The sequence below is a fragment of the Heyndrickxia sp. NPDC080065 genome, assembly GCF_050281185.1.
Classification (GTDB): Bacteria; Bacillota; Bacilli; order Bacillales; family Bacillaceae_C; genus Heyndrickxia.
In genome coordinates this window covers 130796-142915 of record NZ_JBNNWS010000007.1, presented here as the reverse complement: position 1 = coordinate 142915, position 12120 = coordinate 130796, and the positions used below count along the sequence as shown (strand labels likewise).

Genomic DNA, 12120 nt, shown 5'->3' with positions numbered 1-12120 from the left:
ATCCAATCAGTCAAGTATGAATTAATATAATACTAGTTTTCTAGTATATGCTCAAATACCACATTTATTACAAAAGATTTAAATGAAACTGAATGCTTTTATAATCGTAAATAAATTAAAAGGAAAAGGAGGATATGCTATATGAGTTCGGTTTATTATTTTATGTTTGCTGTTATTATTGCAGTTATTGGTATTGCGATAAATTTTAAAATTCATATGGACAAATTAAAAGAAAACCCAGCTAATCGAGAGTCTATTCAATCTAAGTTTTTTATAGGTATCGCAATCATTGAAGTTATTCCGATCATATTAGTTATATTTGGTTTTATGAATTTAACTCCAGTATCGAATATAAACGAGCTGCTGCTACCTGGTATTATAACCATTCTATCAGCTCTGCTTGGGCTATTGTTTGTATTTTTACAGTCGAAAGTGGATGTAACGGAAGAAGCGAAAGGAATGATCAATACATTTACTTTTATAGGATTTACTTTAATGATGACCTTCCCAATTATTGCTATAGTTAGTATGTTTATAATGATTACAGGCGCATAAAGAACAAAAGCGCAAGCGCTGCACGGATTTCGTAGTCTTCGACTGAGATATAGGAGACACGGCGAGGGACGAGTCGATGTTGACTTATCGTAGGGAAAAGACGGAGAAATCCGCTAGCCGATAGGCGCTGGAGCTAGACGTAAACCTCGCTCTTCAGAAAGTTATACTCAATGCGAATATTTTATAATTTCCTAAAAAATAAAACGAGAGTGACCCATACATTTGCTTTCGGGTCATTCTCGTTTTTTTAGGCTCTTTTCTGAAACATTGTTGCTTTCTGCAACAAAGTAAAAATCGGTAGAGATTTTACGTAGTAAATATCTGGTAGGATTTTTACGGTTATTTACTACTTTCATAATGAGTATGGGATGATGAAAAGAGCACGATGCATATTTATTTAAGGATTGGAGCTATATACGAAAAGCAACAATTTATGCGAAAACAGCTTTTTTTTAACATTCACTGAATGGTCTTAATATATAACCTTCCAATTTTCATTAACAGTAGCTTTTACGACTTTTTTCTCTAATATATAGTTCGCAATAAGCTCAGATACATCAGTAGGAATGTCTTTAATAACAGGCTTGTCCTGATACATAAAGTACTCACCGCCACCACCCGCACGGTAGTTATTCATGACGACATCGTACTCGCCATTTGGATCAATAGGTGTCCCTTTATATTCAAGCTTCACAACCCGTTCGCCAACTGGTTTTCTAATATCGATTACATACTCGATTCCTTCCCACATATCATAGTTAAAATGCTGCGGTTTTGGTGTCGTGAAGGAAGGGTTTACCTCAACTTCCCCGCCATCATATTGCTTAAAGTATGAAGCTGATCTTTCGAGACCTTCCTTCATATCTTTACCGGTGATACGGATCACCTTTAACGTATTTGGATAAATATAATTCGATACAACATCCCTCATCGTCACATGCTCTGTTAACCCTGGTGACTGATTATCAAATAAGGCTGTATTCGAAATTTCTACACCTGCTACTTCCATTTGAACATGGTTAATAAATTCGATCAATGCATTATCCTTCATGCGAATGTCCATCGGATTGCTAACAACCATGTCACCTTCAATTTTACCAATTGGCTGATCAAGCCATTCTTGTGTCGCTCGCTCATATCCGGTTACTTTTTCCAATAAATTAGAATCAGCGCGGACACCAGTAACAGGAATTAGCTCTGAGGTTTTGTCTACGCATTTCCACTTGCCATCATGATTTTCCAGCTGTAATGTAACCTTTCCTAAAGCAATCCCATTGTTACCAGGCTGAACAACTATCACACCATTAATCTTATTTCCAGCAATTTGTCGGTGCTGATGACCTGTTAGCAAGACATCGATTCCTTCAACCTCATGGCATATTTGATAGCCTTGGTTCTCACCAGTTAGAGTTTCCGTTGGTTCGCCTGTTTCAAGATCACGTTCAAATCCACCATGGTAAGATACGATGACAACATCCACTTTCATTTCATCACGTAAAATCTTTACCCATTTCTTTGCCACAATAACAGCATCTTCAAATCCGATTCCTTCAATGTTCTCAGGCTGTTCCCAGTTCGGAATGTATGGAGTTGTTAATCCTAAGATTCCAACCTTTACTCCATTTACTTTCTTAATTAAATAAGGCTGTCCATAATAAGGCTCCCCATTTTCTTTATTAACGATATTAGCTGATAACCAAGGAAAGTTAGATTCTTTTATAGCAGCTGCTAATATTTCCTTTCCATAATTGAATTCATGGTTACCAAAAACAGCAGCATCATATTTCAACTCATTTGCTAATAAGATCATCGGATTAGGGCGATCATGATTGATTCGTGCATAATGGTATGTTAATGGAGTACCTTGAATTAAATCTCCATTATCGATAAGGAGAACATGTTCATTATTCTCACGTTCCTTTTTTATCAACGATGCGATTTTTCCTAATCCCACATCAGCTTCTTTATTTGTCCCATAATTTATCGGAAAAATACTTCCATGTACATCACTAGTTTCAAGAATAGTTAGATCCATTTTTTTCATTATTTATAAATCCTTCCATATAAGAGGTAGTTCAAAAAGTCCGGGAAAAATAGCTGTCGAATTTCTTCGTCAGCTTGCTGCTCCGCTCCTCACGTATTAAAAGCATACGCTCCGGTGCTCGCATACTTCGCTTCCTTGAACTTCTCGGCTCTTTTTGTCCTCCTTTTTGAACACGCTCTATAACTTTTTTCTACTTTTTATTATAAACTAAAAATTTTACATCTCACTACTATATATTTTCATTATAAAATTATTAATTATTAAATAAATCGGTATATTAAAAAAATATATTTATCTTAGCTACTATTTTTACATAAATTTAACCATACTTTCATATTACTTAAATAATTTACATTTCTCTTCAAAAAATTTCATAAGAATGCAATTTTCATATTTCTTTTATACTAAAAATATTATATGCTTAAAGCGTATTCAAAAAAACTTTTTACATTCGGAGGTACATGTATGCTTAAAAAATTTGCTACATTATTCCTAGCCCTTGGAGTCATTGCAATGGTAATGGCCGGCTGTGGCAAAAGTGATGACAAAGCAAAAGATGGCAGCAAAGCTGGTGATAAAGCTTTCGTTCCAAAAGAAATCAGAATTGGTTTTGTTCCATCACAAAATGCTGAAACATTAGAAGCAAAAGCTAAACCTTTAGCAGATTTACTAGAAAAAGAACTTGATATCCCTGTTAAAGTAACCGTTACAACTGACTATAATGGTGTTGTTGAAGCAATGGGTTCAAAACAGCTTGAACTAGGTTTCTTACCACCAACTGATTATGTATTAGCTCATGAAAAAGGTTATGCGGACGTATTACTTCAAGCTCTACGTAATGGTGTAGATCCTGAAACAGGAAAAGCGACTGACGAATTAGTAGATTACTACTATTCCGGAGTACTTGTAAGAAATGATTCTGGGATTAACAGTATCGCTGACTTAAAAGGCAAAAAAATTGGCGTTCAAGCTCCTACATCTTCTGCAGGTTATGTATGGCCAGCGGTTGAAATGAAAAAAGAAGGTGTAGATATTCAAAAAGACATGACTCCTGTTCAATTACAAGGTCATGATAAAGGTGTTGCAGGCGTTATGTCAAAAGATATTGACGCAGCAGCAGTATTCGTTGACGCTCGTAATATCGTTGAAAAAGAATATCCAACTATTTATAAAGATACTAAATATCTATTCCTTACTGAAAAAATTCCTAATGATACAATCAGTGTCCGCCCTGATATGGATCAAAAATGGAAAGATAAAATTGCCGATGCATTCGTTAAAATCGGTGAAGATGAAAAAGGTAAAGAAATCATCAAAGCGATCTATTCTCACGTAGGTTATAAAAAATCACAAGACTCTAATTTTGATGTAGTTCGTGATTACACAGAGAAATTTAAGAAAATCGGTCAGTAATACCAAAAAGTGCCAATGTTAATTGGCACTTTTTTATTGAGATTTAATAATTATTATCAATATCTCCTCTCTTTTTTCCATCAACAAAAAAAGAATGTAGATTATTATAGAAATATCTACATTCTTTCATGTCTATTTCAACATTATACTAAACGTTTACGAATCGCTGCTGAGATCAGATCAATGATCGTTACCATAACAATGATTCCATATAAAATAATCCCTACACGATCCCAAGTATGACCATTTAACGCAAATATGAGCGGTGCACCGATACCCCCTGCACCAACAATACCTAAGATGGTTGCTGAACGGATACTGATTTCAAAACGATATAAAGTGTATGACATAAAAGCAGGCATTACTTCCGGAATAATGGCAAACCATAATACTTGAAGTTTATTTGCTCCAGAGGCAATTAATGCTTCCCTTGCACTGAATTCTGTATTCTCGATAGATTCCCCAAACAGCTTCCCTAACATACCAATAGAGTGGAAACCTAGTGCTAAGATCCCTGCAAACGGTCCAAGACCAACTGACTTAATAAATAATAAAGCCATAATAAGCTCTGGAAATACACGAATACAGCTTAAAATGATTTTCCCAAGACTGGATATTGCACGGTTCTTACTCATGTTTCTTGCTGACCAGAAGGCAAATGGAACACATAATATTGCCGAAATAAATGTACCTAAAACAGCTATTGCTAATGTTTCAAGTAAAGTACGCAACAAATCTTCACCTGCCGGGTCATATACATAATCCCAATCAGGATGAAGGAACCCATGAAATATCGCTTTTAACGCTTGCACAGCAGAATCCTTGAGTTCTATCGAAGGTGCTCCTGCAAAGGCCCAAACATAAATAGCAATAACGATAATTAAAATTGCCCAGTTTTTTATCCGTTTTTTTATAGGTTTCTTTACTGATATTTGGCTCATAATAATTTCTCCCGGATCTTATTACTTATCGCATCTACAATGAGCACCACGATAAATGTGTAAATAATAATAGATAGTACACGATCATATTGGAAAAATCCTAATGCATTATTAAGATATAAACCAATACCCCCTGCACCTACATACCCTAATATAGCAGCCGCTCGAATATTAATTTCAAAGCTGTATAAGAAAAATGACATATAATGAGCAAGTACTTGCGGAATGACACCAAAGAAAATCCATTGAATTTTATTTGCTCCAACTGCAGTCATTGCTTCTAATGGTCCCGGGTCAATTGCTTCAATAGCTTCATAGAAAAGTTTAGCTATAATACCAAATGAAAATATTGAGATGGCTACAATACCTGGAATTTCACCGATTCCAAAAACCGGTACGAATAATGCAGCAAGCAACAATTCAGGAATGGTACGAATTAAATTCATAATAAATCGAGCAATTTGATAGATAACAGGAATTCGGACCACATTGCTTGATGAAAGCAACGCGACTGGGATGGCCACAATTCCGCCAAAGGTTGTCCCTATAACAGCCATTCGAATCGTAGCAAGCATCGGTTCGGTTATCGATTTAAAATAACTCCAATCCGGAGGAAACATTTCACCCAGTAATGTCCCCATATTAGGAAGTCCTTCCCATAGCTGTTGGAACGATACTCCAGTATTAAGTGCACTTGCCCAAAGAATGACTAGAATAAGGATGAATGTAGCAATGCTCTTCACTTTAGACGGTTTTTTCATCTTTACTGAATTCATTATTCTGTCTCTCCTAGTAGCTCGTCTTTCTTAATCTCACGTCCGTAGATTTCAGAGAAGACCTCATCAGTTGCTTCTTCAACAGGACCATCATAAACAACTTCCCCTGCACGTATCCCAATAATACGTGTCGCATATTGACGAGCTAGATCAACAAAGTGAAGGTTAACAATAGTAGTGATCCCTAATTCTTGATTGATACGTTTTAGATCATCCATTACTTGTCTAGTGGTGAATGGATCTAGTGATGCAACAGGCTCATCCGCAAGAATAATTTTCGCTTCTTGAGCTAAAGCTCGAGCGATAGAAACACGTTGTTGTTGTCCACCAGACAGTTCATCAGCACGTGAGTAGGCTTTTTCTTTAATATTCACACGATCAAGTGCTTTTAAAGCCAATTCGACATCTTCTTTTGGAAACATTCCTAGAAGGGTACGGACAGTCGAATGGTAGGCAACTCTTCCGGATAATACATTTCGAAGAACGCTGGAGCGTTTAACAAGGTTGAAGTTTTGAAAAATCATACCAATATCTCTACGAATATGACGGAGCGATTTTCCTTTCGCTGCAGTAATTGATTTTCCATCGATGAGAATTTCACCTTCTGTAATTTCATGCAGCCTATTAATCGAACGAAGAAGGGTCGATTTACCTGCACCTGAAAGGCCAACAATAACGACAAAATCACCCTTATTAATGGTAAGGTTAACATTTTTCAAACCTTTTGTCCCATTAGGGTAGACTTTTGATACATTTTTAAATTCTATCATTTTTTAATAATTTCCCCTTTTGGATAATTTTTTATATAAAAGAAAAATATAAAATACTACAAAATACAACATTAAATGTACCAGTGAATCCGCTTAAACTCAAGCTTGATTTTCAATTTGTGAAAAATTTTACATAATCTACATAAAAATTAAAATCTAGTACTTTTCTATTATATCTTAAAATTGCCTTCTGCATCTATGAAAACGTTTACCAATTTAAAACTAGCGCTCAGCTTTCAGAGATAAAAAAGGCAAGCCGAGGCTTACCTTTTCCAAACTATTCTTTATTCCACTTTTTACTCTTTAAATCCTTTTTTGCGGTATTAAATTCAACTAGTTCTTCACTAATTTCGTTTTTATTTTTTACATTATTATTTCTTTGGGCATTTGCATTTCCACGTTTTGTTCTTCCCATCTTACCCAGCTCCTTTTTCAATCCTTCATTTTGTAGTTTGATTAAAAGGAGAAATATTATTCACTTCCTTCTTTTCGGTTTTCTGTTTTCGAATGGTTTCCTTGTTGTTTTATCGTTTGTATTTCGCGAGCGGCCTTTACCCAAACTCTGCTTCTTTTGATTTTTCCCAGTAGCTTTTGGCCCCGTTTGTTCCTTAGGTGGACTCACGCTTATTTTTTCAATCTTTTGGTGGATCCCTTTTTCGATCATATCTAAATATTGTTTGTCCTTCGGTGCGACAAATGTAATTGCCAATCCTTTTCCACCTGCTCTACCTGTACGCCCTATTCGGTGGATATAGCTTTCCACATCTTGAGGGATATCATAATTGAAAACATGGGTAACACCTTCTACGTCAATGCCCCTTGCCGCGACATCGGTTGCGATTAGAAACTGTATCTTTGCATCGCGAAAAAGCTTCATAACTTTTTCTCTCTTAGCTTGAGACAAATCACCGTGAAGCTCTTCTGTTTCATAACCATATCCTTTAAGAGCATCGTTTAATGTACTTGCTCTTCTTTTTGTACGGCAAAAAATGATCGCTAGAAAGGGGCGATATTGATCCATCATCATGCGAAGAGAAGCCTGTTTTGCCCGGTCGGTTGTCTCAACAATAATTTGATCAATATCCTCAACAGTTACCTGCTTATTTTTCACACGAATATCAATTGGTTTATTCATATAATTTTGAGCAATTGAATGAACTTGTTTTGTCATGGTTGCTGAAAAAAGCATGGTTTGTCTATTTGTTGGTACTGCATGAATAATGTCCTTCACTTCAGGTAAAAAACCTAAATGAAGCATTTGATCAGCTTCATCTAAAACAAGCATAGAAACCTCAGATAGATTTATCGTGCCCCTTCTAAGATGGTCCAATAATCGACCAGGAGTGCTAACGACAATATGAATAGCACCTTTTAACCGCTTCATTTGCTGTTCGACATCTTGTCCTCCGTAGACAGCTAAAGTATGTATGTTTTCAAGAACGGATGTAAAATGCTTTAATTCTGCGGTAATTTGGAGAGCTAGTTCTCGAGTTGGAGTGACAATTAATGCTTGTACATTAGAATTGCTCGTATCAATTTTTTCAAGAATCGGTAAGAGAAAGGCCAATGTCTTTCCCGTTCCAGTCTGTGCTTGTGCAATGACATCTTTACCCTCTAGGAGTAATGGAATCGTTTCACTTTGAATAGGAGTAGGCTCATTGATCCCATTTGAATTGAGCTGCTTTTGAATAATAGACCGGATACCCAGTGCTGAAAAATCTGTCAAATATATCATTCCTTTTATAATTTCTACTTTATTATCCGTAAATTAACTATTATATATGCGAAAGAAAGTGATAGCACCTTTACTGATGATATCACTTAAGTATCATACCATTATTCCTTTATATTAATGCTATATTCATCAAACCAATAATGAATTTGTGCAAGGTATGCAAGTAACTGCGGACCTGTCATTAACTGCCCAAACCAAGGTACTTGAAATGCGTTTCCTTCTGATTCAACGAGAGAATTTAACTGTTCCTTCTTCAGAAATTCATAAAGAACCGAGTTTTTATTTTGTAATATCTTTTCTAACCAACCTTTTACAGCCTGTGTATAAGCTGGATGATGGGTTTTCGGATAAGGGCTTTTTTTACGATAAAGCACTTCATTAGGAAGAACTCCTTCCAAAGCTTTACGTAACAATCCTTTTTCACGATTCTCATACATCTTCATTTCCCATGGGATGTTCCAAGCATATTCAACTATGCGGTGATCGGCAAAAGGTACACGAACCTCCAAGCTAGCTCCCATGCTCATGCGATCTTTACGGTCTAATAATGTTGTCATAAACCAGACCATATTTAAATAAAACAATTGCCTTCTTTTTGCTTCTAATGGATCTTCTCCTTCAAGAGCAGGGGTTTCAAGTACAGTTTCTTCATATCTTGATAAAACATAATCCTTTATATTTAATCTTTTATTCCACTCATCCTTTAATAAACTAACACGCTCATCCACCGACCTCATCCAAGGAAACCCTTCACGTTCTAAATCATCCTGACGATAAAACCATGGATATCCACCAAAAATTTCATCCGCGCATTCTCCTGAAAGACTAACCACAAAATCATTTTTGATTTCTCGACAAAACCATAATAATGAAGAATCAATATCTGCCATTCCTGGTGTATCACGTACCAGTACAGCCTCTTTTAAATACTCTGCTAATTCATCCTGACGAATAATACATGAGTGATGAATGGTTCCAAATGTTTTTGTAATTTTATCTATCCAATGAACATCTGAATTTGGTTGAAAATCATCCACTGTAAAAAATTGAGCATTATCTTCATAATCAATCGAGAATGTATGAAGCTGTCCTTTTCCCTCTTCATTAAAATATTTGGAGGCGATAGCAGTGATCGCACTCGAATCAAGACCTCCAGACAGGAATGTACAAATAGGGACATCGGATACAAGCTGTCTGACCACTGCATCTTTAAATAAGTAATTAATTTTTTCTGCTGTTTCTTCAACAGAATCGGTATGCTTTTCACTTCTTACATTCCAATAACGCCACATTTTCAAGCCATTTCTCGAAAAAGTAAAAGCATGCGCTGGACGTAATTCATTAATACCAAGAAAGATTCCGTGGCCCGGTGTTCTTGATGGCCCTAATCCAAAGATTTCAGAAAGGCCGTCTAAACCAATTTCCGTCTTTACATCCGGATGAGCAAGAATGGCTTTCAACTCCGATCCAAATAACAAGCCGCCATTATGTTCTCTATAAAATAATGGCTTTACTCCTAACCGATCTCTCGCAACAAATAATTGCTGCTTTTTTTCATCCCAAATGGCGAAGGCAAAGATCCCGTTAAAATAATTAATACATTCCTCTTCCCATTCCATATAGGCAGTTAATAATACTTCTGTATCTGAATGACCTTGAAATCTGTAGCCTTTCATTAAAAGCTCTTTCCGTATGTCCTCTGTATTATATAGCTCGCCATTATAGCAAAGTGTATAAGTAAAGTCACCTTTCGTACGCGACATCGGCTGAACACCACATAAAGGATCAACTACTACTAATCGTTTATGTCCAAATGCTGTGTGATCAGAAAACCATGTATTTGTATCATCCGGACCGCGCTTTGATAAAGTTTCCATCATCTTCAGAATTGTGTCATGTGCATGCTGTATATTTTTTCGAAAATCAACCCATCCAGTAATCCCGCACATCTATTGCATCTCCTCCTATATATCGTTTAAAAACTGATATTTAGTATATGTGCGTTCGCCTAGGTGTTGAGTTGTCTTATAAAGTGTTCACAAAATTAACATTTTGGGGAAAAATCGGTTTATAATAGCAATAATTAAATTTTCTTAATAAAAAGGAGGTTATTAACAATAAATAAAAAACTGCCTATTTATTGTCTAGTATTAATATTAGTATTAACAGGATGTTCCTCTGCTGTAAATACGAATCCCACTGCACAGGACATTCTTAAAGAAAATCCCTCAGCAGACATTTTTCAATATAATCAATTGATTTATAGTAACGCATCGAACCTGGAATGGGTAGAAAAATCGAATTATATTAAGGGGAAAAAGATAGGAAAAATTATTAAAACTACAACATCTTCTAGAAACTTCAAAGATTTCTATGCGACTAAATTTGCAGTCGGTACTGAAATTTTCTCTACTAATGATAAAAATACTTATACTTTAATTGTAGAAGTAAATGGAAAACAAATAATCTATATTGCCCTGATAGAAGGGTAATATTAGGTATCCGGTTTTTCCTTACTTATTTCATATAAAAAAACACTCAGAGCAAAAAGACTCATGAGTGCATTTTTTTTGATTTTGGTGTCGTTTTTTTGATCATTTGATTGATTACTTCAGCAAATACAATTCCGATTGCAATAGCTCCTGAAATCATGAACGCCTTTGCAGCTAACTGAATTGCTGTATTATAATCATTAGCCACAAAATGGCGCATGGCATCATAGGATAGTCCTCCAGGTACCAGCGGAATAATTCCGGATACACTAAAAATAATAATTGGTGCTTTATATATTTTAGCAAAAATTTGACTGATAACCGCGATCACAAAAGCGGCAACTAAACTGGCAACTGCAGCATTCGGATGATTGTTCATAAGTAAAACGTAAATAGACCAACCAATCATTCCAACTAGACCACATAGCAATAACTTCTTCCTAGGGATGTTAAAAATAATTCCAAACGCACCTGTCGCAATAAAGCTCGTTATTAGCTGTTCCACCATCATTTTATTTCCTCTCCTAATCGCCTAAATCATCGAAAAAAACGAAATCACTACAGCAATACCTGTGCCAATAGCAAAAGCCGTTAAAAAGGCTTCTGCACCTTTTGATATACCGGAAACAAGATGCCCCGCCATGAGGTCCCTTACCGCATTAGTAATAAGTAATCCAGGGACAAGCGGCATGACTGAACCTATAATAATCTTATCTAACTCATACCCTAATCCACTTCTTACAAAAAGAACGGCTAGTAATCCGATGATGAGCGAAGCTAGACACTCTGAAAAAAACTTTACTTGTACAAGCCGATGCAAGTAAATAAAACCCGTAAAACCTAATCCTCCTGTAATAACAGCGGGGAGAAAATCATGCCATCCTCCCTTAAACATGATTAAGAAGCAACCGCTAGAGATGGCAGCAGCAGCTATTTGAATCCATATAGGATAAGCAAAATTCGTTTTCTCTATGACTCTCAGTTCCTCATAAGCCTCATCTAATGTTATTACTCCACCTGTTAATTTTCTGGAGATACTATTGACAATCGTCACTTTCTTTAAGTCTGTGGATCGTTCTGAAACCCGAACAAGCTTAGTTGGTTCTGATCCATCAATAGAAAAAATGATGCCTGTTGGAGTAACAAAACTATGAGTCCCATAAATTCCGAATGAATTAGCAATTCTTGTCATTGTATCCTCTACTCGATAGGTTTCAGCTCCACTTTGAAGCATGATTTTCCCTGCAAGTAAGCACGTTTCTACAACTTTATATCTTTGACCTGAATGAGTTTCCATCGTCCATTCTCCATTTACACACTTTTAATTTGCCTATATATTATCACATTGGGAAGGTATCAAATAAAATTTTTTTGTAAAAATAATAATGATTGAA

Annotated in this window: 12 protein-coding genes; 3 read left to right on the top strand and 9 right to left on the bottom strand. The window is 35.9% G+C overall.

All coding sequences use genetic code 11. From position 1 onward, the window contains the following. Nucleotides 1-141: 141 nt before the first annotated feature. Nucleotides 142-555 (top strand): hypothetical protein, encoded by a 414-nt coding sequence (locus ACQKP0_RS10035; RefSeq protein WP_427405696.1) that lies wholly within the window; start codon nt 142-144, stop codon nt 553-555. Nucleotides 556-1027: 472 nt separating this feature from the next. On the opposite strand, the gene ACQKP0_RS10030 is transcribed toward ACQKP0_RS10035, so the two are convergent. Further along, nucleotides 1028-2599, bottom strand: a complete 1572-nt coding sequence (locus ACQKP0_RS10030; protein WP_427405695.1) for a bifunctional metallophosphatase/5'-nucleotidase — start codon at nt 2597-2599, stop codon at nt 1028-1030. A gap of 465 nt (nt 2600-3064) precedes the next feature. Between ACQKP0_RS10030 and ACQKP0_RS10025 the strand changes: the two genes are divergently transcribed. Beyond that, a complete protein-coding gene (locus tag ACQKP0_RS10025) occupies nt 3065-4012 on the top strand; it encodes a phosphate/phosphite/phosphonate ABC transporter substrate-binding protein (protein WP_427405694.1) in 948 nt (315 codons plus the stop codon). A gap of 143 nt (nt 4013-4155) precedes the next feature. Here ACQKP0_RS10025 and phnE (ACQKP0_RS10020) read toward each other — a convergent pair whose 3' ends face one another. The 6 genes from phnE (ACQKP0_RS10020) to asnB all read right to left on the bottom strand — a co-directional run bounded on the left by phnE (ACQKP0_RS10020) (nt 4156) and on the right by asnB (nt 10183). Continuing rightward, on the bottom strand, nt 4156-4953 hold the full coding sequence (gene phnE, locus ACQKP0_RS10020; protein ID WP_427405693.1) for a phosphonate ABC transporter, permease protein PhnE: 798 nt from the start codon (nt 4951-4953) through the stop codon (nt 4156-4158). Next, on the bottom strand, nt 4950-5714 hold the full coding sequence (phnE, locus tag ACQKP0_RS10015; protein WP_427405820.1) for a phosphonate ABC transporter, permease protein PhnE: 765 nt from the start codon (nt 5712-5714) through the stop codon (nt 4950-4952). The genes phnE (ACQKP0_RS10020) and phnE (ACQKP0_RS10015) overlap by 4 nt, the downstream gene beginning before the upstream one ends. 14 nt (nt 5715-5728) lie before the next feature. Beyond that, nucleotides 5729-6499: a phosphonate ABC transporter ATP-binding protein gene (phnC, locus tag ACQKP0_RS10010; protein WP_427405692.1), complete on the bottom strand. Its 771-nt coding sequence runs from the start codon at nt 6497-6499 to the stop codon at nt 5729-5731. 277 nt (nt 6500-6776) lie between these two features. After that, a complete protein-coding gene (locus ACQKP0_RS10005) occupies nt 6777-6914 on the bottom strand; it encodes a hypothetical protein (RefSeq protein WP_427405691.1) in 138 nt (45 codons plus the stop codon). Nucleotides 6915-6974: 60 nt separating this feature from the next. After that, a complete protein-coding gene (locus ACQKP0_RS10000) occupies nt 6975-8234 on the bottom strand; it encodes a DEAD/DEAH box helicase (protein WP_427405690.1) in 1260 nt (419 codons plus the stop codon). A gap of 101 nt (nt 8235-8335) precedes the next feature. Further along, nucleotides 8336-10183 carry an asparagine synthase (glutamine-hydrolyzing) gene (gene asnB / locus ACQKP0_RS09995; protein ID WP_427405689.1) on the bottom strand — a complete coding sequence of 616 codons (1848 nt, stop codon included), beginning with the start codon at nt 10181-10183 and terminating at the stop codon, nt 8336-8338. 306 nt (nt 10184-10489) lie between these two features. Here asnB and ACQKP0_RS09990 point away from each other — a divergent pair, with 306 nt between their 5' ends. After that, nucleotides 10490-10726, top strand: a complete 237-nt coding sequence (locus ACQKP0_RS09990) for a hypothetical protein (RefSeq protein WP_427405688.1) — start codon at nt 10490-10492, stop codon at nt 10724-10726. Between the two features lie 61 nt (nt 10727-10787). Here ACQKP0_RS09990 and ACQKP0_RS09985 read toward each other — a convergent pair whose 3' ends face one another. Then, nucleotides 10788-11237 (bottom strand): threonine/serine exporter family protein, encoded by a 450-nt coding sequence (locus ACQKP0_RS09985; RefSeq protein ID WP_427405687.1) that lies wholly within the window; start codon nt 11235-11237, stop codon nt 10788-10790. A 21-nt stretch (nt 11238-11258) separates the two neighbouring features. Continuing rightward, nucleotides 11259-12023, bottom strand: coding sequence for a threonine/serine exporter family protein (locus ACQKP0_RS09980; protein WP_427405686.1), 765 nt, complete (start codon nt 12021-12023; stop codon nt 11259-11261). Nucleotides 12024-12120: the final 97 nt, after the last annotated feature.